Source organism: Anaeromyxobacter dehalogenans 2CP-1 (assembly GCF_000022145.1).
GTDB classification, from domain to species: Bacteria; Myxococcota; Myxococcia; order Myxococcales; family Anaeromyxobacteraceae; genus Anaeromyxobacter; species Anaeromyxobacter dehalogenans.
The window spans coordinates 1,069,938-1,092,652 of sequence record NC_011891.1 but is presented as its reverse complement, the minus strand read 5'-3'; the positions used below and the strand labels follow the sequence as shown (position 1 = coordinate 1,092,652).

Genomic DNA, 22,715 nt, shown 5'->3' with positions numbered 1-22,715 from the left:
CGCCTGCGACGATCCCACTGCCGTGGCGGCTCGCCTGCTCAGCGCGAGCCGCATCCGGGCGATCCGGGCGGATCGCCGCGAGCCGCGACCGCCGGGACGTCGTCGACGGAGAGCAGCCCTCTTCGTCGCCACCCCGTCGCCAGCAGCCACGTCCGAGGCCGCGCGGTGACGCGCGGCGCGTCCGCCCGTCCCGCCACGTCGCGCCACCCGTCGAAGCACGCGCCCGACGAATACCGATCCACCGAACCCTGCCCCGCCCGCCCGCCCGCACGAGCGCGGTGGCTGCGGTGGTTCAGCAGAACGTAGGCGAGCGCGTTGCGGACCTCGGCGGGCGTGCGGAGCACGTGCGCGTGGTACCGATCTGCGAACACCCGGCCGCGCCGGGCCATCAGGCCGTTCAGCCCCTTCGCCAGGCGGATGGTCAGCCCCTGCATGCCCGCGGAGAGCGCCCCCGCCCCGTCCGCCTCGACGAGGAGGTGGAGGTGGTTGCCTTGCAGGGAGAAGTGGACCACGCGAAACCCGGAGCGGTCCCGGATCGCCGAGAGCACCGCCTCGACGACGCGCAGCGAGCGCCCGCTGCGGAGGTTCCAGACGTGCGGCAGCACCCGCAGCGTGACGTGGACCGGCGTGGAGGCGGTGACCTCCGGCCGCCCGTGGTGCGAGACGCCCGCCCGAGCCCCCTTCGGCTTCCGCCCCGCCCCCGGCCGGCGCCCCCCGTGCCTTCGAGGAGCCGGGAGCCGGAACCCGAGCTGACGAGCCGTGAACATGATTGGGCAAATATTAACGCGCGGCGCCTCATCGACTCACTGACCGTGCGGGTCGCAAGCGTTCGCTCGCGCCCGGACGCGCCTTCCCGGACGCGCCGAGCCACAAGCGAGGAGTCACCGCGCTCCCGAGGACTTCCCCGGTCATCCCGCTCGGATCTTGATTGGGCAGGTGATCTCGCCGACTCACACCTGGCGTGCATCGCCTCCGGTCGCGCAGAGCGGGTTCGCTCGCGCGCGGACTCGCGCCTGCCCGGACGCGGCGAACCCCAAGCGAGGAGTCACCGCGCTCCCGAGGACGGATCTTGATTGGGCAGGTGATCTCGCCGACTCACACCTGGCGTGCATCGCGTCCGGTCGCGCAGAGCGTTCCGCCCGCAACCCCACCTGTCAGCGATGTCTTGACCGCTCCCGGCCGCGCGCCCCCGCGTGCCCGCCGCCCCCTCAGGCCTCTCGTAAGCCGATCCCGCGCCCGCGGTTCCGGCACGCAGCCCCGCCCCTGGCCGCCCCCGCACCTCCAAAGCCCCCTCCCCGCCCCAGCGCCCCCAGCGCCCACGCCCGCCCACGCCGCCCACGCGCGTCGACGCCACACCCACGCCCGGCGTCCCCCGGAGACGCCCCTACCCACCCCGCCGGACCGCCACCGCGCCGACCTCCATCCTCGCCTTCAGGTTCGCGAGCAGCGTGTCCGCCTCGCGCTCGTTCATGGCGCGCAGCGCCGCCCCGGCGACGATCTGCACGATCCCGGGCACCTCGTACTCGATGGCGAGCTCGACCGTCGTCCCGTCGACGGCGGGATCGAAGCGCCACCGGAACGTGCTGGGAATGCCGCCGCTGTTGTGGTCCTCGCGGCTGCGGCCGGGCACGACCGCGGTGGTGTCGCAGTGCCCGCGGAACGGCAGCCCGGCCATGCGGTACGTCCAGCCGAACGCGTGCCGACCGTCGTCGCCGACCTCCGCGTTCCGGACGGCCACCAGGCTGGGCCAGATCTCCAGCAGGTTCCCGGGCTCCGACAGGTGCGCGAACACCCGCTCCGCCGGAGCCCGGATCGCGATCGAGCGCGTGATGCCGATCATGATCGCCTCCGGGCCGGTGCTCCGGCGATCAGCCTACGCCGCCGCGGCGCGCCCGGCGGCGCACCGCCCGGGCCGAGGCACGCCGCCGCAGACCGCCCGCTCGCGTGGAGCCCTGCTGCGCGCCCGCTCGCTGCCTTCGCAGGGCAGGCTCGTCCGGCGCCGCTCGATCCTCGCGCGCCCGCTCGACGACCTTGCGTGCTCGCGACGGCCTCACGCCGACAGACGCCGCTCGGTCCTCGCGCCCCGCTCGGCGACGCTCGCCCATCCGTACCTCGCGACCGGCCCGACGAGGACGGGAGCCGGCCGTCAGGCGCCCGGACGCAGCGCGAGCGGCAGCTGCCAGCGCCGCCCGGGCTCGGCGTTCGGGGCGGGGAGCACCTGCCCGGCGAGCGCGGCGCGGGCGCAGGACACCTCGGCATCGGTCGCGCTGCCGGGCGCCTGCGGGCGCGCGTCGATCACCCGGATGCCGCCCTCCACCGTCTCGAGCGCCACCAGCACCGCGGCGGCCTGGCCGTCGCGCGGCGCGCAGCGCTGCGCGCGCTGCTGCAGCGCCACCATCCCGCCGGCGAGCTCGCGACGGAACGTCGCCAGCGCGTGGCGGCGCGCGGGGGGCATGGCGCGCTGCGGGGACCGGTCCACGCCGCCGGGGCGCAGCGGCGCGGCGCCGGTCGCGGGAGCGGGCGAAGGGGCCGCGGTCGCCGGCGCGGCGGGCCCCGCCGGCGCCGGGGGCGGCACCGCCAGCGCGAGCGGTGCCGCGGCCGCGGCCTCCGCGCCGGACGCGAGGCCGCGCGGATCGCGGTCGGCGAACAGGGCCAGGAGCGCGAGCCCGGCGGCGAACGCGGTGGCGAGGACGGCGAGCAGGGTGCGCTGGGAGCGGCTCACGGCGACCTCCGGCGGGCCGGCCCGTGATGGGCCGGGACGGTTGCTGGGAAAGCGAGGGGCGCCGCCGGCGCGGCCCGGAGGCCGGCGCCGGCGACGCCCGCGACCGCTACGGCGTGATCACGGTCGCCACGTTCGACCAGGCGGATGCCCCGCCGCCGTTCACGGCGCGGATCCGGTAGTAGTACGTGACGCCGCGGTACAGGCCGGTCTGCGTCACCGTGACGGTGTTGGCCGCCAGGGTGCTGGTGCTGAACCCCACCGTGAACGACGCGTTCGTCGCGCGCTGGAGCTCGAACCCGGTCTCGTCGGTCGAGCCGTCCACCCAGGTGAGCGTGACGTTCGCCTTCTTGCCGGAGCGCACCGCGGTGCCGGCCAGGCCGGAGGGCGCGAGCGGCGGGCTGACCACGGTCACGGCGTTCGAGACCGCCGGGGCCGACGAGCCGCCCGCGTTCACCGCGCTCACCCGGTACTGGTAGGTGTGCCCGCTCGACACGGCGGGATCGGTGAACGTCACCGTGCCGGTGTTGCTGCGGGCCGGCGGCGCCGACAGGTACGCGAACGCGCCGCCGTCCACCGCGCGCTCCAGGACGAAGTACGCCTCGTTGTTCGCGTTGTCGCGCCAGGTGAGCGCGACCGAGGGACCGGCCGCCAGGTTGGCGACGGCGTTCGTGGGCGCCTGCGGCGGGGCCGGCAGCGGCCCGCCCACCGGCGCCGAGACGGACTCGCCGGCCGAGTTCACCGCCACGATCCGGTAGCTGTAGGTCAGCGCCGGATCGGCGGTGGTGTCGCGGAACCGCGCCTGGTTCGCGAGCGTGGTACCCAGCGAGAGGTACGCGCCCGCCTTCCCGTTGTTGCCGATGGGCGCCCGCTCCACGCGGAAGCCGATCTCGTTCGACGGATCACCCCAGGTCGCCGTGCCGGCGTAGTCCACCGGCGTCGCATCGGTCCAGGCGAGGTCCACCCCTCCGGCGCCCGGCGCGACGGTGACGCCGGTCGGCGGGTACGGCAGCGACGTCGCGACCGACACGGCCATGGGCCGCATCATGTCCATCTCCTCGTGGCTGAGGATGTGGCAGTGCCAGACGTACTCCCAGCCGAAGTCGGTCATGACGTTCGTGAGCGCCGGGCTGATCGGGTTGCCGTTCGCGTCCACGCTGTTGAAGCCGTCCGGCGAGCCGAGCGGCATCATCGGGTTCAGCGGGCGGACGCTGTGCGGCAGGCCGAACGGGAGCTTCGGGACGACCGGCCGCATCGCCACGATGGTGTCCTCGAGCGGGCTGATCCGCACCGTGTCCTTCCAGCCGAGCTCGTTCGCGTCCGGCCGGCGGACGATGCCGTCCCAGCCGACGCGGTTGATGAGCTGGATGTCGAACAGGTGGAAGTGGATGGGGTGCGTGTCCACGCCGTTGTGCGTGATCTTCCAGAGCTGCGTGCCGTCGTCGGTGGTGCTGATCGGGGTCACGTCCACGCCGGGCGGCAGCACGATCCCGGCGAGGACCTCGCTGGCGGGGTTGACGTACGGGTACAGGATCAGGTTCTGCTGCTGGCCCGCCTGCGCGTTGGGCGCCTCCAGGCCGAGGTTGCCGCTCATGCGCCCGTACTCCTTCTCGAACGCCTCGCCCATCTCGTCCTGGATGGCCTTGCGCTGCAGCGGCATGGTGAGCGGCACGCCGGAGACGGTGTCGAACGCGAACAGCTCGTCGTAGATCTGCACCAGGCCGGCGCGCGGGCCGTTCGCCTGGAAGGCGGTGCCGAGCGCGGCGTTGTACGGCTCCTGGCCGACGACGATGGGGTGCTGCGAGGCCTCGAACACGCCGGTCCCGTCGGGCTTGTGCGCGAACGCCGCCTGCAGCGCCGCCAGGTCGAACGGCGCGGCCGGGGTGCTCCCGCTCACCTTGATCTGCATGACGGTGCGGGTGTTCGGGCCGAACCCGGGCGGCGTGGAGGGCGCGCCGCCGGTCGAGGTCAGGTCGGCGTTGCCGGTGTAGTAGTCGTAGCGGGGGTCGCGCGCGGGGAACGCGGCGGGCCCGTCGTTGTAGAGGATGAGCGTCTGCCCGGCGAACGCCGACAGGTCCACGATCACGTCGGCGCGCTCGGCGGGGCCGAGCAGCAGGGCGTGCTTGTCCACGTTGCCCGCGTTGAACACGGTGGGATCGGTGATCCAGGTGATGGGCTGCGGCGGCACCACCACCGGCGACGGCAGGAAGCCGCCCTCGGTGCCGATCTGCACGAAGCTCGGGCCGGGCGGGCTGAGCGCGGTGTCGGGCGTGGGGAACACGCCGGCGGGATCGGCCAGCGCCGCCTGGACCTCGGCGGCGTTCAGCGCCACCTCGGTGCCGCTCGCGTCGGCGACGTAGAGCTGGAGGTTGAAGAAGCGGTCGTTGGCCGCGTTCAGGATGCGGAAGCGGTAGGTCTTCGGCTCGAGCGTCACGGTGGGATAGACGGTGCCGTTCACCGTGGGCGTGTCGTTGAACGCCTCCATGCCCATGGACAGCCACGGGGTGCCCGGGACCAGCGGCGGCTCGCACCAGCCGGCGCTCGGGTCGCACGCCGGGTCGTAGTAGGGGTTCGCGATGGGCGGGTAGTCGATGTTGGACGTGGGCGGCCAGAACCACGGGCCGTACGCCCAGCGGCCGAACTGGTTCACGCCGCTCGCGTCACCCGGGTTCTGCGCGGGCATGTAGACGTGCGGGACCCAGAGGCTCCCCAGGCCGCCCCAGCGCGCCATGTCCCAGGTCGGATCCTGCGCCGCGAGCTGCGGCTCCGGCGGCACGAACGTCTTGTCCTGCACGATGAGCGGCAGCGTGTCGGCCGGGCCGGGGATGATCCCGTTCGCCACCAGCGAGCCCTCGGCGGCGTCGGAGATCACGTACGCCGCGGCCTCGCCGGCGTAGACGTTGAGGCGGGTGATGCCCCACGCGTGGTCGTGGTAGAACATGAGCCGCGCGCTCTGCTGGTTCGTGTAGAAGAACGTCATCGCGCCCGGGCCGGGATCCGGCATGTCGGGCACGCTCGTCACGCTGACGCCCTTCGGATACGAGGTCGAGTCGCCCGCCGGCGTGATCCACTGGTGCGGGGTGCCGTCGCTGATCCACGGGGTGATGCCGCCGTGGAGGTGGAGCGTGGCCCGGTTCTCCGCGAAGCAGCCCATCGGCTTCGGGGTCATGCCGCACATCGGGTTGCGCGGGTCCGGGTCGGCCATGCCGCCCATGTCCGGGCCCATGCCCGCGCCCATCACCGTCGTGTCCACCGGCAGGAACAGGTCACCGCCCTGGCCGGACGGGAGCAGGTTGCGGAACAGGATCCGGACCGGGCGGTCCCGGGTGGCGACGATCGCCGGCCCGAGGGAGTGCGCACGGTCCACCCCGACCGCCTGCTGGCCGCTGGGGAGCAGGATGGGCAGGCCGTCGGTCCCGGTGAGCGGGACGGTGGGCGCGCCGGCCCCGGGGACCACCGCGGTGGCGAGCTGCACGTAGCCGCGCAGCAGCGTGGGCGGCAGGTCGGAGTGGAGCTGCTCGCGGTACTGCACCACCGCGATCTCGTAGTAGTCGGAGCCCGGGTACGTGGTCGTGTCCGGCACCGCGACCGGGATGTACTGGCCGAGGTCGTTGGCGGCGCTGGGCCCGAGCCCGGGCAGCCGGTTCACGAACTTGCGGATGCCGGGGCTGACGTAGCCCGTGCCCGGGGCGTCCAGCACGATCGCGGTCACCTCCCCGGTGAGGGGATCCACCACCGCGGTCGCGGCCGCGCCGGTGGCGGTGGTGGCGGTGCTGGAGATGGTGACGAGGGTGCTCCCGTCGGCGAGGTAGCCGGTCCCGGGGGCGGTGACGGCGATGGCGGTGACGGCGCCGGTGGCGAGGTCCACGGTGGCGGTGGCGGCCGCCCCGGTGCCCGCGCCGGTGATGTCCACGGTGGCGTCGGCCAGCCGGAGCGGGCTGTTCGCGTAGTTCGCATACGGGCCGAAGTAGTGCGGCGCCGACCCCGGCGCGGCCATGGTCGCCGTGGCCATGGCCGCGTCGAGGCTCTGGACCACCAGGCCGGACCCGGCGGCGGCCGCGTCCCGCTGCGCCTGCGTGACCCGCGTCTGCTGGAGCGACCCGCCCGCGCCGGGCGCCGCCCGCGGCGCGTCCGCCGCCCACCCGACCGACATCAGGGCCAGCGCCAGCCGTGCCCCGTGCCGAAGCATCCTCGTCGTCATCGCCGTGTCCTCCCGTGCACCGTCGGTGCTGCGCACCGTCCGCGCCACGCCGCCCGCGGCCACCCTCGCTCCGTCGGTACGTGGTCTCCGCCGAAGCTATCCAGGGGGCGGCAGGCGACCATCCCGAACAACGGGGACACATTGATCAATGATTGAACTGGCGTAGTCCCGACGATGCTCGGGATTGCTCGGGGTCGGCGGCCTCGCGCGCGCAGCCGGCGGGTCGCGGCGCACGGTGGGTGGATGCTCCTGCGGGGACAAAGCGTCCGGGCGGCAGGGACTTGGGTCGGCCCCCTTGATCTGGCGTGGCGCGTGCGGAGCGCGCTGCAGGCCCGCCCCGCCGCGGCCGCGGCTCCGCGTTCGATCCGCTGGCTTCGCGAGAACACGGTGAGAAAGATCTCATTGACGACCCAACGGAGCCGGGCGACCTGATCACGATCCGTGAAGTCTGCGAGGCGCCTCGCCCGCAGGTCCGGCGCGCTCGGCCTCGACCGGGGACCGGGGAACCCCCGGCGCGACCGCGCCCGCGGCGCCGCGCGCCCTGCGCTGCGGGAGGCCCTTCGATCCGGATTGCAATCCGGCTCGCCGCTCCCCAGGCGGCTTCACCGGGAGCCATTTGATCCCGGCACGGCGCACGATCGGACGCGCGCATCCGACGCTCCGGCGGGCCCGATCCGACCGGGCGGGGCGCGGCATCCCGCCGCCGGGGGATCTCCCGCAGTGAACGCGCGGGGTTGCGCGGCGGCGGGGCTTCCCGCGGTGGTGGCAGGGCGCTTGCGAGGAGGGAGGGCCGTCCCCGAACGCGAGGCTCCCCTCCATGCGCAAAGGAAGCTCCCTCCTCTCCCTGCCGGTCGTCCTCCTCGCGGCCGCCGCCGGCGCCGCGGTCGGCGTCGGCGGATACGCCTTCGCCTACGCGAAGGGCACGTCCTATCTCGGCAACGACCCCGCCACCTGCTCCAACTGCCACGTCATGAGCGGCCACTACGCGGGCTGGCAGGCCTCGGCCCACCACGCGGTGGCCACCTGCAACGACTGCCACACGCCCGCCGCCACCGTCTCGAAGTACGCGGTCAAGGCGGAGAACGGCTGGCACCACTCGATGGCGTTCACCGTGGGCGGCTTCCCGGACGTGATCCGGGCGCGCGCCGAGAGCAGCGCGGTGATCGAGGGCCAGTGCCGCCACTGCCACGCCCAGATCGTCGACGCCATGACCGGCGGCCGGGACGGCGTCTCGTGCATCCGCTGCCACGCCTCCGTCGGACACCTCCGCTGACCCACCGCCTCACGCCGCACTCCAAGGAGAACCCGCAATGACCGTCGAGACCCAGTCCCCGAGGAAGCGCGCGCTCGTCGTCGGCGCGATCGCCGCCGTCTTCGCGCTCGCCGCCGTCCTCGCCGCCGTGGTCCTGGTGGACGTCGCCCAGAAGAAGGCCGAGGCGCGCAACCCCGTGGTGCGCGTCGTCGAGCTCACCGACGAGACCGAGGACCCCGCCGTGTGGGGGAGGAACTTCCCCATCGAGTACGACCTCTACCGGAAGACCACCGACATGGTCCGGACCAAGCACGGCGGCTCGGAGGCGATGCCGCACGCGCCCGGCGACGGCGACCCGCGCACCGTCACCGCCCAGTCCAAGACCGACGCGGACCCGCGCCTGAAGACCATGTGGGCCGGCTACGCGTTCGCCGCCGACTTCCGCGAGGAGCGCGGCCACGCGTACATGCTCGACGACCAGTTCTTCACCCAGCGCCAGGTGGTCGCGAAGCAGCCCGGCACCTGCGGCCAGTGCCACGCGTCGGTGTACGTCCCGATGAAGAAGCTCGGGAACGGCGACCTGTTCAAGGGCTTCGAGGCCCTGAACAAGATGCCGTACTCCGAGGCGAAGCAGCACTTCAAGCACCCGGTGTCCTGCATCGACTGCCACGACCCGACCACCATGGACCTGCGCGTCACGCGCCCCGGGTTCCTGGAGGGCATCCGCGCGTACAAGGCGTCGCTCGGCGTGAAGGACTACGACCCGAACACCATGGCCACGCGGCAAGAGATGCGCGCGTACGTCTGCGGCCAGTGCCACGTCGAGTACTACTTCAAGGGGCCCGAGAAGCGGCTCACCTTCCCCTGGTCGAAGGGGCTGAAGGCCGACCAGATCGTCTCCTACTACGACGAGGTCGGGTTCAAGGACTGGGTGCACAAGGAGAGCGGCGCGCCGGCGCTCAAGGCGCAGCACCCCGAGTTCGAGATGTGGAACCAGGGCATCCACGCCCGCTCCGGCGTGGCCTGCGCCGACTGCCACATGCCGTACATGCGGGTGGGCGGCACCAAGGTGTCGGACCACCAGGTGCGCAGCCCGGTGCTGAACCTGAACCGCGCCTGCCAGGGCTGCCACAAGTGGCCGGAGGCGGAGCTGAAGGGCCGCGTCGAGGCGATCCAGGACAAGCACATGGAGCTCCGCGAGCAGGCCTTCGACGCGCTGGTCGCGCTCATCGGCGAGATCAAGGCCGCGCGCGAGGCGGGCAAGGCCGACGAGCAGCTGGTCACCGCCCGGTACCTGCAGCGCCGCGCGCAGTTCCTGTTCGACTTCGTCGAGGCCGAGAACTCCACCGGCTTCCACGCGCCGCAGGAGGCCGCCCGCGTGCTGTTCGAGTCCATCGACGCCTCGCGCCAGGGCCAGCTCGCGCTGCGCGACCCGTCCTTCAAGCCGACCGTGGCGGTGGTGAACGTCTCCACCGCGCCTGCGCCCGCCGCGCCCGCCGGCCCGGCGGTGGTCCCCGCGGTGCTGAAGTAGCAGCCGGGCCCCGCCGCCGGCCGCCCCGTCCCCCACTCCCCCGGGGCGGCCGGCGCGCGGGGACCTGGACGCCGTTCCACCCGTCGTCCCGAAGGAGTCGAGAATGCGCACGCTCCTGCTCGCTTCCCTCCTCGCCCCTGCGCTCGCCGCCGCTGCCCCGGGCGTCCCCGCCCGCGCCAAGGCGCCGCCGCGCCACCCCGACGTCACCGCGCAGCTCGCGGTGCAGGACTGCGCCGAGTGCCACGCCGCGCGCTCGCCCGCGGTGGTCCGGGCGTGGGAGGGCTCGCCGCACGGCCTCGCGCTGGTGAAGTGCGTCGTCTGCCACGGCTCGACCGGGAAGGACTTCACCCGCACCGTCGCCGAGGCGCGCTGCGCGGGCTGCCACGCGGCCCAGGCCGCCTCGCAGGGCCCAGCGCGCGCCGGGCCCGGCGGCTGCTTCACCTGCCACGAGCCGCACGCCCTCACCGCGACGGGCGAGCCCCCGCATTCCAAGTGACCCGCGCAGCCCGAGGAGAACATCATGCCTCTCACGCGCCGTGACTTCCTGAAGGCCTCCGCCGCCGCCTCCGCCCTGGCCGGGCTGGGGCTCCCCGTGGACGCGCTCGCCGCCGAGGGCGGTGAGCGCTGGGTGAAGTCGGTCTGCCGCTACTGCGGCACCGGCTGCGGCCTGTACGTCGGCGTCCGCGACGGCAAGGTGTTCGCCGTCAAGGGCGACCGGGACAACCACAACCGCGGCCTGCTCTGCCTCAAGGGGTTCCTGCTGCCGCAGATCATGTCGGCGCCGGACCGCTGCCTGCACCCGCTGGTGCGCAAAGGCGGCAAGCTGGTGCGCGCGAGCTGGGACGAGGCGATGTCGCTCGTCGCGCGGCGGTTCCGCGAGGCCGTCGACGCGCACGGGCCGGGCGCGGTGGGCTTCTACGGGTCCGGCCAGGGGCTCACCGAGGAGACCTACGCGGCCAACAAGCTGTTCAAGGCGGGCCTGCGCACCAACCACGTCGAGGGCAACCCGCGCCTGTGCATGGCCTCGGCGGTGGGCGGATACCTGAGCACCTACGGCAAGGACGAGCCGATGGGCTGCTACGAGGACCTCGACCACGCCGACGTCATGCTGCTGGTCGGCTCGAACGCCGCGGAGGCCCACCCGATCCTGTTCGAGCGGATGGCGCGCCGGAAGCAGACCGGCAAGGACGTGAAGGTGGTCGTGCTCGATCCGCGGCGCACCCCGACCGCGCGCATCGCCGACCTGCACCTCTCGTTCACCCCGGGCACCGACCTCGCCATCCTGAACGCGATGGCGAACGTGCTCGTCGCCGAGGGGCTGGTGGACGAGGCGTTCGTGAAGGCGCACGTCGCGTTCGGCGAGGGCAAGGACGTGAACAGGGCCTGGGAGGACTACCGGGCCTTCCTCGCCCCGTACACCCCGGTGCGCGCCGCCGAGCTCTCCGGCGCGCGCGCCGGGGACATCGTCACCGCCGCGCGCTGGTTCGGCGAGAAGGGACGCACCGCCACGTCCATGTGGTGCATGGGACTCAACCAGCGGACCCGCGGCGTGTGGGCGAACAACCTCGTCCACAACCTGCACCTGCTGACCGGCAAGATCGGCCTCCCCGGCTCGACCCCGCTGTCGCTCACCGGCCAGCCCAATGCCTGCGGCGGCGTCCGGGACGGCGGGGCGCTCTCGCACCTGCTGCCCTACGGCCGGCTGATCGCGAACGAGAAGCACCGCGCCGAGATGGAGAAGCTCTGGAACGTGCCGCCCGGCACGATCCAGCCCGAGAACGGCAAGCCCACCATGGACCTGTTCCAGGCGCTGGAGCAGGGCGACCTGAAGGCGCTGTACGTGATGACCACGAACCCGGCGCAGTCGCTGCCGAACGTGGACCGGTACCGGAAGGCGCTCGAGGCGCGCAAGGCGTTCCTGGTGGTCACCGAGGCGTTCCACCCGACGCGCACCTCCGAGCTCGCAGACGTCGTGCTGCCGGCGGCGCTGTGGGCCGAGAAGGAGGGCGTGTACGGCTGCACCGAGCGGCGCTACCAGCTGCTCGAGCAGGCGGTCCGCCCCGCCGGCGAGGCCCGGCCGGACTTCGCCATCCTGTGCGACCTGGCGGCGCGGCTCGGGCACGGCGCGCTCCTGCCGTGGAAGGGGCCGGCGGAGGCGTGGGACGAGATCCTGACGCTGAGCAAGGGCACCGCGTACGACTTCACCGGCATGACCCGGGCCCGCCTGGCCGCGTCGCACGGGCTGCTCTGGCCGCTGCCGGCCGAGGGCCATCCGGGCACGAAGCGCCGCTTCGTGAAGGGCGAGGACCCGCTCGTCCCGGCCGACGCGCCCGACCGGATCCGCTTCTACGGCCGGCCCGACGCCCGCGCGGTGATCTGGCTCCGGCCGCAGCAGCCGCCCGCCGAGGTGACCGACGCCGCGTACCCGCTGGTCCTCACCACCGGCCGCGTCATCGAGCACTGGCACACCGGGACCATGACCCGGAACTGCAAGGAGCTGCGCCACGCGAACGCCGAGTCGGTGGTGGAGCTGCACCCGGACGACGGCAAGCCGCTCGGGATCCGGACCGGCGACGAGGTGCGCGTCAGCTCGCGCCGCGGCGCGGAGACGTTCAAGGCGAAGCTGGTGGACGGGGCGCGCCCGGGCACGGTGTTCGTGCACATGCACGACCCGCAGCGCATGTGCAACCGGCTCACCATCGACGCGGTGGACCCGGTCTCGAAGCAGCCCGAGTTCAAGATCTGCGCGGTGAAGATCGAGCCGATCCGCAAGGCCTGAGCCGGACGGAGGTCGACATGCTGGTCGCTGGGGTGGTGATCGAGACCGTGCCGGGGGCGGCACCCCGGGTCGCCGCGCGGCTGCTCTCCGAGCCCGCGCTGGAGCTGGAGGGCGGCGACGGCGATCGCCGGCTGGCGGCGGTGTTCGCCGGGCCCGACGGCGCGGCGCTCGAGGCGCTCGCCGACCGCCTGCTCGCCGACGACGACGAGGTGCTGGGCGTGTACCCGACCTACGTCGCGGACGAGCCGGGGCACGGCGAGGCGTGAGCGGCGGCGGGCGCGTCCTGCGGCGCCGGGCGCCGATGGGGGCGCCCCGCGCGGCGCAGGGACCCGCGGGCGCCGGGCTGCGAGCATCTCCGACCGGTCCGGCCGCGACGCGGCCGCGGCCGTGCTCGCACCCACCGAGACCAGGAGGAGGGACGCATGACCATGCTTCGCACCGCGCTCGCGCTGGGCCTGTGGCTCGCCGCGGGCGCCGCCGCCGCCCAGGCGAGGAAGCCGGCCCCGGCGCCGGCCGCCGGCCAGGGCTGCGTGGACTGCCACCAGCAGCGCACCCCCGCCATCGTCGCGGACTGGAGGGCCTCGCGGCACGCCGCGGTGCAGGTGGACTGCGCCACCTGCCACGGCGACGCCCACCGCGGCAACGACGACGTGGCGAAGGCGCTCATCCCCACTCCCGACACCTGCGCGCAGTGCCACGAGGCCCAGGTGGCGCAGTTCAAGAAGGGCAAGCACGCGCTCGCGTGGGCCTCGGTGAAGGCGATGCCCACGTTCCACTACCAGCCGCTCGCCATCCGCGAGGGCCTGAAGGGCTGCGGCGGCTGCCACAAGCTGGGCCTGAAGTCGCCCGCCGAGCTGAAGGAGCTGAAGGAGGCCTCGGGCGGCTTCGGCGTGGCCTCCTGCGACGCCTGCCACACCCGCCACCTGTTCTCGAAGGCCGAGGCGCGGCGGCCCGAGGCCTGCCAGACCTGCCACATGGGCTTCGACCACCCGCAGTGGGAGATGTACTCCGGGTCGAAGCACGGCGTGCGCAACGCGCTCAAGCAGCAGAAGGCGATCCCGGAGGACGCGGCCGCCCCCACCTGCCAGACCTGCCACATGCAGGAGGGGAACCACGAGGTCCGGACGGCCTGGGGGTTCCTCGCCCTGCGCCTGCCGTTCCCCGAGGACGACCCGCAGTGGAAGGCCGACCGCATCACGATCCTGCAGGGCCTGGGCGTGCTCGATCCGAAGGGCAACCCGACCGCGCGCCTCGACGCGGTGAAGGGCGCGGACATGGCGCGCCTCACCCAGGAGGCGTTCGACGCCGAGCGCGCGAAGACGCTGCGCACCTGCAACGCGTGCCACTCGGCCAACTTCGCGAAGGAGCAGCTCCGGCAGTCGGAGGGACTCCTGCGCGACGCCGACCACCTGATGGCGGAGGGCATCCGCGAGGTGGCCGCGCTGTACCAGGACGGCGTGCTGCAGAAGCCGAAGGGCTACGCCTCCGCGTTCCCGGACCTGCTCACGTTCCACGACGCGCCCACGCCCGTCGAGCAGACGCTGTTCGTCATGTTCCTCGAGCACCGGATGCGCGCGTTCCAGGGCGCGTTCCACGCGAACCCGGACTACGCGAACTGGTACGGCTGGAGCGAGCTGCAGCGCGACCTGGTGGAGATCCGCGCCCTGGCCGAGGACATGCGGCGGGTGGCGAGGAAGCCCGCGGGCAAGGCCGCCGCCGCGAAGCCGCGGCCCAGCCCGACCCCCGCGCCGAAGCCGAAGCCCTAGGCCAGCCGAAGGATCGCCGGCCGCTCCCGACGTGCGCTCGGGAGCGGCCGGTCCGGCGGCGCAGCGTCGCTCCGGATCGCGCCGGCGGCCTCGCCTGGCGCAGCGACGGTGGGAGTGGCGCCGCAGCCGGCCGTCGAGTAGCGTGGCGCGCCACCCACCTTCGAGCCACCGCCCCCGGAGCCACGCGCATGACGCCGACTCGCCCTCACCCCTTCGAACGCTGCGGCTTCGGCGCGCTGTCGGACCTGCACACGGCCGGGTGGCGGGAGGCGTACTCGGCCCTGGAGGCGGCGCAGGACCGGTTCCTGGCGAACGAGGCCGAGTTCCGGAGCGCCGACTACCGGTGGCCGCGCGACGCGCTGCGGTGGTGGAGCCGCGTGTGGGAATACCCGTACGCGATGCACCACCTGCGCGCGTGGCGGGCGCGGGCCACGTCCTCTACCCCGCTCGTCGTCGACCTCGGCAGCGGCGTCACGTTCTTCCCGTTCGAGGTGGCGCGGCTCGGGTGCGACGTCGCGTGCCTGGACATCGATCCGGTGGCGGGCCGCGACCTCGGGCGCGCCGCGGCGGTGACCGACGCTGCGCCGGGCCGGGTCGGGTTCCGGCAGGTGAGCGGGCGCGCGCTGCCGCTCGCCGACGGCGAGGCGGACGCCGTGTACTGCGTGAGCGTCATCGAGCACGTCCCCGACTTCGCGGGGATGGTCGCGGAGGTCGCGCGCGCGCTCCGGCCCGGCGGCCTGTTCGTGGTGACGGTGGACGTGGATCTCATGGGAGGCCCGACCCTCGGCGTGGCGCAGCTGCGCGACTTCTTCGCCGCCGTCCACGAGCGGTTCGAGCCGCTCCTACCGGAGATCCCGGTCCACCCCCTCGATCTCCTCGTCTCCGACACCGGCCCATTCCCGTGGCGCATCCCGCCGTTCGGCGTCGAGCGCCAGGTGCGGAACGTGGTGCGCCGCCTTCGCGGCCGGCCGCTCCGCGCCGATCCCAGGCTCGCGGTGCACGGCATGGCGCTCGCCCGGCGCGCCTGAGCCGGACGCGCGCTCCCCCGCTGCCGTCAGGGCCCGAACGGCTCCCGCCGCGCCGCCGCTTCCCCGGCGCCGTCGCCCTCGAGCCGCGCGTTCAGCGCCGTCGCGGCCACGATCGCGATGGAGCGGAAGAAGAAGCCGACGGCCGGGATCGCCAGCACCGCGCCCACCGCCACCCCGAAGCCGGCCGTCTCCCAGGGATGACGCTCGGTGAACTCGACCTCCTCGGCCCACGGCCGCGTCAGGCGCGCGAGCAGCCGGCCCGCCCAGCGGAACGGCCGCAGCAGCCACAGCGCGGCGCCGAGCCGCTGCAGCGCCCGCGCGTACCAGGGCGCGCCCCCGCCCCGCCGCGGCCCGGGGATCGCCTCCAGCGGCAGCTCGAACGCGTCCACCAGCACCCAGTAGAACGCCCACGCCGCGCCCATGGCGGCGGTGGCGAGCTTCCCCGGCAGCATCGCGAGCACCATCGCCACGGGGAACAGCCCCGCGGAGACCACCACCGCCTGCCGCAGCGCCTTCACCCACTCGCGCAGCACCATCCGCGGCCAGCGCTGGCCGGCGAAGGGATCCTCGCCCGCCGGGACGCCGAGGGCCCGGCGCGCCTCCAGCGCCACGCGCATCCACTGCCGCTGCAGCAGCGTGGGGGGCATCGAGGCGAGCCCGACGAAGGTGACGGTGAACACGTGGAGCGCGCCCGGCCCGGTGACCTCGCCGTCGGCGGCGTCGCCCGCCACCGTGAGCGCGGCGAACACCGCGCACCCCGCCGCGGTGAGCGCGGTGGGGAGGAGCGCCGCCCGGCGCAGCGCCGCGTCCTCCGCCAGGAGCCGGGCCGCCCGCAGCACCTCGCCCGCCGCCCACCGGGCGCGCTCCAGCCGGCCCGCGTCCGGCGCCGGCGCCTGCGCCGCCCCGCGCTCCGCCGCGCCCGCGCCCGCCACCCCCGCCTCGCTCAACGCGTCACCTCGGCGAGGAAGCTCGTGCCGACGTCGGACCGGACGCCGAAGTACTCGGCCACCGTGGCCCCGAGATCGGCGAACGTCGTGCGCGTGCCGAGGTCCCCGCCGCCGCGCCCGGGCGCGTGCACGAGCAGCGGCACGTGCTCGCGCGAGTGATCGGTGGACGGGGTGGTCGGATCGCAGCCGTGATCGGCGGTGAGCGCGAGGAGGTCGCCCGGCCCGAGCCGGTCGAGGATGGCCGGCAGCGCGCGGTCCAGCTCCTCCAGCGCCCGCGCGTAGCCCGCCGGATCGTTGCGGTGCCCGTAGAGCATGTCGAAGTCCACCAGGTTCACGAAGACGAGCCCGCGGTCCACCCGGTCGAGGAGCGCCGCGGTGCGGGCCAGCCCGTCGGCGTTGCCGGCCGTGTGGATCTCCTCGGTGATGCCCCGGCGGTCGAAGATGTCGGGGATCTTCCCGACGCCGACCACCGGCACGCCCGCCTCGACCAGCCGCTCCAGCACCGTCGTCGCCGGCGGCGGCATGGAGAAGTCCTTCCGGTCGTACGTGCGCGCGTACTTCCCCGGCGTCCCCACGAACGGCCGCGCGATCACCCGCGCCACGCGCCACGGGTCGAGGATGCGCCGCGCCGTCCGGCACCAGGCGTACAGCGTCTCGAGGGGCACCGTGTCGGTGTGGGCCGCCACCTGGAACACCGAGTCGGCCGAGGTGTAGACGATCGGCTTGCCGGTGCGCTGGTGCTCCTCGCCGAGCTCCTGGATGATGACGGTGCCGCTCGCGACGGTGTTCCCGAGGACGCCCGGCGCGCCGGTCTCCCGCACGAACGCCTCGACGATCTCCGGCGGGAAGCCGCCCGGGAACGTGCGCAGCCCCTGGCGCAGCACGACGCCCATCATCTCCCAGTGGCCGGTGGTGGTGTCCTTGCCCTCCGAGCGCTCCGCCATGCGCCCGTGGAACGCGGTGGGGGCGGGATCGGGCGGCACGCCCTGGATGGCGGTCACGTGGCCGAGGCCCATCGCGCCCAGCACCGGCAGCGAGAGCCCGCCCACGGCGCGGCTGGTGTTGCCCAGCGTGTCGGAGCCGGCGTCGCCGTAGGCGGCGGCGTCGGGGAGCGCGCCGCAGCCGGCGCTGTCGGCGACCAGGATGACGAGGCGGCGGTTCATGCCCGGATCCTAACCGCAGGGGCGCCGCGCGGCGCGGTCACGGGAAGGCGCCGGACACCAGCGCCACCGAGCCGGAGGCGCCGATGCGGCTCGCCCCGGCCGCGAGCATCGCCCGCGCCGCCGCCGCGGTGCGGATCCCGCCCGACGCCTTGACCCCCACCTGCTCGCCCACGACCGCGCGCAGCAGGGCCACGTCCTCCACCGTGGCGCCGCCGCCGGCGAACCCGGTGGAGGTCTTCACGTACGCGGCGCCGGCGCAGCGTGCCAGCGCCGCCGCGACGACCCTCTGGTCGCGGGTGAGGCGCGAGGTCTCGAGGATCACCTTCACCGGCACCCCCACCGCCCCGATCACCGCGCGCAGGTCCTGGAGCACGTCCTCGTGCCGGCCGGCGAGCAGCGCCGGGAGGCGGATGACGAGGTCCAGCTCCTCCGCGCCCAGCCGCGCCGCCTCGCGCGCCTCCGCCACCCGCGCGCCGGTGTCCGCCTCGCCGCGCGGGAAGTCCACCACCGCGACCGCCCGCACGCCGCTGCCCTCCAGCGCGCGCCGGACCTCCGCCACCGCGTCGGCGCGCACGCACACCCCCGCGAACCGGTGCGCGCGGGCCTCGGCGCAGGCGCGGCGCACGTCCTCGAGCGTCGCCTCCGGCGCGAGCACGGTGTGGTCGAGGTACGGCGCGAGATCGCGCGGGGTGCGGATCGCCTCGGGGGGAACGGAGCGCATGCGCGGATGCTACCGCCCGCCGCGGGCGCCGCCCAGCGACACCACGCCGTCGCCGGCGGGCGGCTCGCCGCAGTCCTCCGCCTCCTCGTCCTCGGCGTCGAGCCAGGGATCGCGGCCCGTCGCGTCGGCGAGCTGGCGGTGGAGGTCGCGGTCGAGCAGGTGCGAGGGGACGACGTGCGCGAGCGCGTGGAGCAGGTTGCCCTTCACCGCCGGGTGCTCGGCGGACAGCTCCGCCAGCAGCCGCTTCACGCGCTTGCGGCGCAGGTTGGGCTGCGAGCCGCACAGGTCGCAGGGGACGATGGGGAAGCGCATGGCCTCGGCGAACGCGGCCACGTCCTCCTCGGCCGCGTAGCAGAGCGGCCGCACGACCACGTTCCGGCCGTCGCGCGAGCGGAGCTTGGGCGGCATGCTCTTCAGCGCGCCGGAGTAGAGCGCCGAGAGGAGCAGCGTCTCGACGAGGTCGTCGCGGTGGTGGCCGAGCGCGATCTTCGTGCAGCCCATCTCGACGGCGGCGTTGTAGAGGACCCCGCGCCGCAGGCGCGAGCAGACCGGGCAGGTGGTCTTCCCCTCCGGCACGAGCCGCCGCACCACGGAGTACGTGTCGCGCTGGAGCATGCGGTAGGGGACGCCCACCGACCGGAGGTGATCCTCCACCACCTGCGCGGGGAAGCCGGGCTGCCCCTGGTCGAGGTTCACCGCCACCAGGTCGAAGTCGATGGGGGCCCGCTCGCGCAGCCGCATGAGCAGGTGGAGCAGGGTGTAGCTGTCCTTGCCCCCCGAGACGGCGACCATGATCCGGTCGCCCTGGGAGACGAGGTCGAAGTCGCGGATGGCCTCTGCCGTCGCGCGGAGGAGCTTCCGCTCCAGCCGGTGGATCTGCTGCATGGCGGGGTTCTAGCGCGGCCCAGCCCCGGCGGTCGAGGGTGCGGCGCCATTTCCGTTTGACGCCGCCGCTTTCGTTGGGATAAAGGCCCGGCTTCTCCGCCAGGACGAGGAAACATGGCTGCCAAGGACCTCGGGACCAAGCACAGCTGCTTCAAGTGCGGCACCAAGTTCTACGACATGAAGAAGCCGGTCCCGCTCTGCCCGAAGTGCGGCGCGGACCAGCGCGAGAGCCCGGCCCTGAAGCCTCCGGCGCCCGAGCGCAGGGTGCGGGCGGCCGCTCGCCCGGTCGAGCCGGAGGCGGAGGAGGTCGAGGTCGACACCGACGACCTCGAGGACGACGCGGAGGACGTGGACGAGGCCGCAGAGGACGACGAGCCCTGATCCGCGGCCACGCCCCGCCGCGGGCGTCCGACCCATTCACCCTTCGTAAATTCGAGGCGCGCCGTCGCCCGTCGGGGCCATGGGGACCGCCCGCTGCCGCGCTCGACACCCGGGCGAGGCCCCTAACGCGACGTTGACCCCCTGCCGAGCCCTGACTAAGTGCTCGCGGTGACCGTCGCCACCGCGCAGGCCCGCACCGCTCCGCAGCCGCTCGCCTACCTCAAGGACCTGGTCCTCCTCTCGAAGCCGCGGCTCTCGGGCCTGGTGATGATCACCAGCGCCGGAGGCATGTGGCTCGCGCCCGGCCACATCGGCACCGCCCGCGCCGTGCTGACCGTCCTCGCCACCGCGGTGGTGGTCGGCGCCGCGAACGCGCTCAACTGCTACCTCGAGCGCGACATCGACGCGCGCATGCGGCGGACCCGCGATCGCCCGCTGCCCGCCGGCCGCGTCGATCCGTTCGTGGCGCTCGGGCTCGGCATCGCCGCCCCCGCCTTCGCGATCCCGATCCTGTCGCTCGCCGCCAACGGGCTCACCGCCCTGCTCGCGCTGGTCGCGCTCCTGACCTACGTGCTCGTGTACACGCCCATGAAGCAGCGCTCCGCGGCCGCGCTGTTCGTGGGCGCGGTCCCGGGCGCCATCCCGCCGCTCATGGGCTGGACGTCGGTGACCGGCGGGGTGGACGCCGGCGGGCTGGCGCTGTTCGGGCTCCTGTTCGCGTGGCAGCTCCCGCACTTCCTCGCCATCTCGCTCTATCTCCGCGAGGACTACCAGCGCGGCGGGCTGCGCATGTTCGCCTCGGTGCACGGCGAGCGCGCCACCCGGCTGTGGATGGCGCTGACCACGATCCTGCTCCTGCCCGCCTCGCTGGCGCTCGTCCCGCTGGGCCTGGCCGGCACCGGCTACGCGGTGACCGCGGCGGTGCTGGGGATCGCGCTGTCCGCCTACGCCATCTCCGGCATCGGCCGCGAGGGCGGGCGCTGGGCGCGCACGTTCTTCCTCGGCACCCTCGTCCACCTCACGGTGCTGTTCGTGGCCCTCTTCCTCTCGCGCTGACGTGCCCGCCCCCGCCGCCATGCAGGCCGCTCCCGCGCGCCTCGCGCTGAAGGACGTCGCGTTCCGCCACGGCGCGCGCGAGGTGCTGCGCGGCGTCTCGCTGGAGGTCCGCGCCGGCGAGGTGTTCGGGCTGCTCGGGCCGAACGGCGCGGGCAAGTCCACGCTGTTCTCGATCCTGGCCGGCCTGCTGCCGCCGGCGGCCGGACGCTTCTGGCTGGACGGCCGCGAGATCCGCGCGGGCGCCCGCGCGCTCCGGGCCGCCTCCGGGATCGTCTTCCAGTCGCCGGGCCTGGACGGGAAGCTCTCCGCCGAGGAGAACCTGCGCCTCGCCGCCGCGATGCACCGGGTGCCGCGCGCGGAGGCCCGCCGCCGCATCGCCGCGCTGCTCGCCGGCGCGGGGCTGGCCGACCGCGCCCGCGAGCCGGTGGACCGCTTCTCCGGCGGCATGCGGCGGCGGGTCGAGCTGGCGCGCGCGCTGGTGCACCGGCCCGCGCTGCTGGTCATGGACGAGCCCACCACCGGGCTGGACGCCGGCGCGTTCCAGGCGTTCTGGGACGAGGTCCTGGCGCTCCGGCGCGAGCAGGGGCTCACCGTGGTGCTCACCACGCACCGGCCCGACGAGGCGGAGCGCTGCGATCGCCTCGCGGTGCTCTCGGGCGGCGCGGTGGTCGCGTGCGAGTCGCCCGACGCGCTGCGGGCGCGGGTGCCGGGCGACGTGGTGGTGGTCGAGGCGGACGCGCCGGAAGCGCTCGCCGCGGACATCCGCGCGCGGCTGGGCCTCCCCGCCCGCGTGCGCGACGGCGCGGTGCACGTCGAGCGCGAGGCCGGCCACACCCTGGTGCCGCGCATGGTCGAGGCGTTCCCGGCCGGGCGGCTGCGCGCCGTCTCCCTGCGGCGCCCCACGCTCGCCGACGCCTACCTGGCGCTCACCGGCGCGTCGCTCGAGGACGCCGCGGAGGTGGCCGCGTGAGCCCGGCCGTCCCCGGGTCCACCGCCCGCGCCGCGCCGCCGGCCGGCGCCGCCCCCGCCGCGCCGCTGCCCGCGCCCGGCCCGGCCCTCGCCTGCGACGTCGCCACCGCGCTGGTGCTGTGGCGCCGCGACCTGGTCCGCTTCTTCCGGCAGCCGTCGCGGCTCGCCGGCGCGCTGGGGCAGCCGCTGATCTTCTGGTTCGTCATCGGCTCCGGCATGTCCGGCACGTTCCGGATGGCCGGCAGCGGCACCGGCTACCTCGCCTACTTCTTCCCGGGCGTCGTGCTGATGGTGGTGCTGTTCGCGTCGATCTTCACCACGCTGTCCGTCATCGAGGACCGGCACCGCGGCTTCCTCCAGGGCGTCCTGGCGGGGCCCGGCTCGCGCGCGGCGCTCGTCGCGGGCAAGACGCTCGGCTCCGCCTCGGTGGCGCTCAGCCAGGCGGCGCTGTTCCTGCTCCTCGCCCCCGCGGCGGGCTTCCCGTACGGATCGATCGACTGGCCGCTGCTGGTGGCTGCGCTGGCGCTCGCCGCGGTGGGGCTGGCCGCGCTCGGCTTCGCGGTGGCCTGGTTCATCGACAACGTGCAGGGCTACCACGCGGTGCAGATGACGCTGCTCGTGCCGCTGTGGGTGATCTCCGGCGCGATGTTCCCGGTGCCGGCCGACCGGCCCGGGTTCGCCACCGCCATGCGCTGGAACCCGGTGTCCTACGCGGTGTCGGCCGCGCGCCGGGCCCTGGCCGGCCCCGACGCTCCGGGCGCGCTGCCCGGCTCCGCCGCGCGCGACCTGGCCGTGCTGGCCGCCTTCGCGGCGATCGCCCTCGCGGCCGCCGTCCTCTCCACCCGACGGGCCCCGCGCGCATGACCCTGGCCGAGATCCTCCCCACCGTGAACGCCGTCCTGAACGGCACCAGCGCCGTGCTGCTCCTGGCCGGCTTCGTGGCCATCCGCCGCGGCGCCCGCGACGTCCACCGCGCGTTCATGCTCGCCGCCTGCGCGAGCTCGGTGCTGTTCCTGGCCGGCTACTTCACGCGCATCGCGCTGACCGGCACGCACCGCTTCCCCGGCGGCGGCGCGCTCCGCGCGGCGTACCTGGCCGTGCTCGGCTCGCACACCCTGCTGGCCGCCCTGGCGGCGCCGCTCATCCTCCGGACGCTGTTCCTGGCGTTCCGCGCCCGCTTTCCGGATCACCGCCGCATCGCCCGCGCCGCGCTGCCGGTCTGGATGTACGTCTCCGTGACCGGGGTGGTCGTGTACGTGATGCTGTATCACCTGGCGCCGGCGCCGTAGCGCGGTCGCCGCGCCGCCGCCGCCCCCC

General features: G+C 74.6%; 20 protein-coding genes. 12 read left to right on the top strand and 8 right to left on the bottom strand.

Annotated elements, in window-relative coordinates; all coding sequences use genetic code 11:
- Nucleotides 1-38: 38 nt before the first annotated feature.
- The 4 genes from A2CP1_RS04815 to A2CP1_RS04800 form a co-directional block, all read right to left on the bottom strand.
- Nucleotides 39-767, bottom strand: coding sequence for a transposase (locus A2CP1_RS04815; RefSeq protein WP_012632320.1), 729 nt, complete (start codon nt 765-767; stop codon nt 39-41).
- 617 nt (nt 768-1,384) lie between these two features.
- Nucleotides 1,385-1,840, bottom strand: a complete 456-nt coding sequence (locus A2CP1_RS04810; RefSeq protein WP_012632319.1) for an SRPBCC family protein — start codon at nt 1,838-1,840, stop codon at nt 1,385-1,387.
- 306 nt (nt 1,841-2,146) lie between these two features.
- Complete coding sequence (locus A2CP1_RS04805; protein WP_012632318.1) at nt 2,147-2,722, bottom strand: hypothetical protein; 576 nt, start codon at nt 2,720-2,722, stop codon at nt 2,147-2,149.
- A 106-nt stretch (nt 2,723-2,828) separates the two neighbouring features.
- Nucleotides 2,829-6,920, bottom strand: a complete 4,092-nt coding sequence (locus A2CP1_RS04800; RefSeq protein ID WP_012632317.1) for a fibronectin type III domain-containing protein — start codon at nt 6,918-6,920, stop codon at nt 2,829-2,831.
- Nucleotides 6,921-7,737: 817 nt separating this feature from the next.
- On the opposite strand from A2CP1_RS04800, the gene nrfH reads away from it, so the two are divergent.
- The 7 genes from nrfH to A2CP1_RS22750 all read left to right on the top strand — a co-directional run bounded on the left by nrfH (nt 7,738) and on the right by A2CP1_RS22750 (nt 15,276).
- Nucleotides 7,738-8,193 carry a cytochrome c nitrite reductase small subunit gene (gene nrfH, locus A2CP1_RS04795; RefSeq protein ID WP_012525023.1) on the top strand — a complete coding sequence of 152 codons (456 nt, stop codon included), beginning with the start codon at nt 7,738-7,740 and terminating at the stop codon, nt 8,191-8,193.
- Nucleotides 8,194-8,230: 37 nt separating this feature from the next.
- Nucleotides 8,231-9,703 carry an ammonia-forming cytochrome c nitrite reductase subunit c552 gene (locus tag A2CP1_RS04790; RefSeq protein WP_012632316.1) on the top strand — a complete coding sequence of 491 codons (1,473 nt, stop codon included), beginning with the start codon at nt 8,231-8,233 and terminating at the stop codon, nt 9,701-9,703.
- Between the two features lie 103 nt (nt 9,704-9,806).
- Nucleotides 9,807-10,199 carry a hypothetical protein gene (locus A2CP1_RS04785; RefSeq protein ID WP_012632315.1) on the top strand — a complete coding sequence of 131 codons (393 nt, stop codon included), beginning with the start codon at nt 9,807-9,809 and terminating at the stop codon, nt 10,197-10,199.
- Nucleotides 10,200-10,223: 24 nt separating this feature from the next.
- Complete coding sequence (locus A2CP1_RS04780) at nt 10,224-12,482, top strand: molybdopterin oxidoreductase family protein (RefSeq protein WP_012632314.1); 2,259 nt, start codon at nt 10,224-10,226, stop codon at nt 12,480-12,482.
- A 17-nt stretch (nt 12,483-12,499) separates the two neighbouring features.
- Nucleotides 12,500-12,748 (top strand): hypothetical protein, encoded by a 249-nt coding sequence (locus tag A2CP1_RS04775; RefSeq protein ID WP_012632313.1) that lies wholly within the window; start codon nt 12,500-12,502, stop codon nt 12,746-12,748.
- 156 nt (nt 12,749-12,904) lie between these two features.
- Nucleotides 12,905-14,248, top strand: a complete 1,344-nt coding sequence (locus A2CP1_RS04770) for a multiheme c-type cytochrome (protein WP_012632312.1) — start codon at nt 12,905-12,907, stop codon at nt 14,246-14,248.
- A gap of 188 nt (nt 14,249-14,436) precedes the next feature.
- Entirely contained in the window at nt 14,437-15,276 is an 840-nt protein-coding gene (locus A2CP1_RS22750; RefSeq protein ID WP_012632311.1) for a class I SAM-dependent methyltransferase, read from the top strand.
- Nucleotides 15,277-15,302: 26 nt separating this feature from the next.
- On the opposite strand, the gene A2CP1_RS04760 is transcribed toward A2CP1_RS22750, so the two are convergent.
- Genes A2CP1_RS04760 through ttcA form a run of 4 tightly spaced genes read right to left on the bottom strand, consistent with a single transcriptional unit; the run spans nt 15,303 to nt 18,992 of the window.
- A complete protein-coding gene (locus A2CP1_RS04760) occupies nt 15,303-16,223 on the bottom strand; it encodes a hypothetical protein (protein WP_150106316.1) in 921 nt (306 codons plus the stop codon).
- The gene (locus A2CP1_RS04755; RefSeq protein WP_012632309.1) at nt 16,220-17,386 is read right to left on the bottom strand and encodes a phosphopentomutase; all 1,167 of its coding nucleotides are present in this window, start codon (nt 17,384-17,386) and stop codon (nt 16,220-16,222) included. The genes A2CP1_RS04760 and A2CP1_RS04755 overlap by 4 nt, the downstream gene beginning before the upstream one ends.
- A 37-nt stretch (nt 17,387-17,423) precedes the next feature.
- The gene (gene deoC / locus A2CP1_RS04750) at nt 17,424-18,107 is read right to left on the bottom strand and encodes a deoxyribose-phosphate aldolase (protein ID WP_012632308.1); all 684 of its coding nucleotides are present in this window, start codon (nt 18,105-18,107) and stop codon (nt 17,424-17,426) included.
- A 9-nt stretch (nt 18,108-18,116) separates the two neighbouring features.
- Entirely contained in the window at nt 18,117-18,992 is an 876-nt protein-coding gene (gene ttcA / locus A2CP1_RS04745) for a tRNA 2-thiocytidine(32) synthetase TtcA (protein ID WP_012632307.1), read from the bottom strand.
- A gap of 114 nt (nt 18,993-19,106) precedes the next feature.
- Here ttcA and A2CP1_RS04740 point away from each other — a divergent pair, with 114 nt between their 5' ends.
- From A2CP1_RS04740 to A2CP1_RS04720, 5 genes are all read left to right on the top strand, one after another.
- Nucleotides 19,107-19,373, top strand: coding sequence for a TIGR02300 family protein (locus A2CP1_RS04740; protein ID WP_012525013.1), 267 nt, complete (start codon nt 19,107-19,109; stop codon nt 19,371-19,373).
- Nucleotides 19,374-19,541: 168 nt separating this feature from the next.
- Nucleotides 19,542-20,429 (top strand): heme o synthase, encoded by an 888-nt coding sequence (gene cyoE, locus A2CP1_RS04735; protein WP_174315301.1) that lies wholly within the window; start codon nt 19,542-19,544, stop codon nt 20,427-20,429.
- Nucleotides 20,430-20,448: 19 nt separating this feature from the next.
- Nucleotides 20,449-21,399 (top strand): ABC transporter ATP-binding protein, encoded by a 951-nt coding sequence (locus A2CP1_RS04730; protein WP_012632305.1) that lies wholly within the window; start codon nt 20,449-20,451, stop codon nt 21,397-21,399.
- A complete protein-coding gene (locus A2CP1_RS04725) occupies nt 21,396-22,262 on the top strand; it encodes an ABC transporter permease (protein ID WP_012632304.1) in 867 nt (288 codons plus the stop codon). The genes A2CP1_RS04730 and A2CP1_RS04725 overlap by 4 nt, the downstream gene beginning before the upstream one ends.
- Nucleotides 22,259-22,687: a DUF420 domain-containing protein gene (locus tag A2CP1_RS04720; RefSeq protein ID WP_012632303.1), complete on the top strand. Its 429-nt coding sequence runs from the start codon at nt 22,259-22,261 to the stop codon at nt 22,685-22,687. The genes A2CP1_RS04725 and A2CP1_RS04720 overlap by 4 nt, the downstream gene beginning before the upstream one ends.
- Nucleotides 22,688-22,715: the final 28 nt, after the last annotated feature.

Excerpts from the sequence above, each read along its gene's own strand:
- A2CP1_RS04755 (WP_012632309.1), bottom strand. The coding sequence starts at position 17,386 with ATGAACCGCCGCCTCGTCATCCTGGTCGCCGACAGCGCCGGCTGCGGC.
- A2CP1_RS04810 (WP_012632319.1), bottom strand. The coding sequence starts at position 1,840 with ATGATCGGCATCACGCGCTCGATCGCGATCCGGGCTCCGGCGGAGCGG.
- ttcA (WP_012632307.1), bottom strand. The coding sequence starts at position 18,992 with ATGCAGCAGATCCACCGGCTGGAGCGGAAGCTCCTCCGCGCGACGGCA.
- A2CP1_RS04775 (WP_012632313.1), top strand. The coding sequence starts at position 12,500 with ATGCTGGTCGCTGGGGTGGTGATCGAGACCGTGCCGGGGGCGGCACCC.
- A2CP1_RS04785 (WP_012632315.1), top strand. The coding sequence starts at position 9,807 with ATGCGCACGCTCCTGCTCGCTTCCCTCCTCGCCCCTGCGCTCGCCGCC.
- A2CP1_RS04815 (WP_012632320.1), bottom strand. The coding sequence starts at position 767 with ATGTTCACGGCTCGTCAGCTCGGGTTCCGGCTCCCGGCTCCTCGAAGG.
- A2CP1_RS04780 (WP_012632314.1), top strand. The coding sequence starts at position 10,224 with ATGCCTCTCACGCGCCGTGACTTCCTGAAGGCCTCCGCCGCCGCCTCC.
- A2CP1_RS04720 (WP_012632303.1), top strand. The coding sequence starts at position 22,259 with ATGACCCTGGCCGAGATCCTCCCCACCGTGAACGCCGTCCTGAACGGC.
- deoC (WP_012632308.1), bottom strand. The coding sequence starts at position 18,107 with ATGCGCTCCGTTCCCCCCGAGGCGATCCGCACCCCGCGCGATCTCGCG.
- A2CP1_RS04770 (WP_012632312.1), top strand. The coding sequence starts at position 12,905 with ATGACCATGCTTCGCACCGCGCTCGCGCTGGGCCTGTGGCTCGCCGCG.
- nrfH (WP_012525023.1), top strand. The coding sequence starts at position 7,738 with ATGCGCAAAGGAAGCTCCCTCCTCTCCCTGCCGGTCGTCCTCCTCGCG.
- A2CP1_RS04800 (WP_012632317.1), bottom strand. The coding sequence starts at position 6,920 with ATGACGACGAGGATGCTTCGGCACGGGGCACGGCTGGCGCTGGCCCTG.
- A2CP1_RS04790 (WP_012632316.1), top strand. The coding sequence starts at position 8,231 with ATGACCGTCGAGACCCAGTCCCCGAGGAAGCGCGCGCTCGTCGTCGGC.
- A2CP1_RS04730 (WP_012632305.1), top strand. The coding sequence starts at position 20,449 with ATGCAGGCCGCTCCCGCGCGCCTCGCGCTGAAGGACGTCGCGTTCCGC.
- A2CP1_RS22750 (WP_012632311.1), top strand. The coding sequence starts at position 14,437 with ATGACGCCGACTCGCCCTCACCCCTTCGAACGCTGCGGCTTCGGCGCG.
- A2CP1_RS04740 (WP_012525013.1), top strand. The coding sequence starts at position 19,107 with ATGGCTGCCAAGGACCTCGGGACCAAGCACAGCTGCTTCAAGTGCGGC.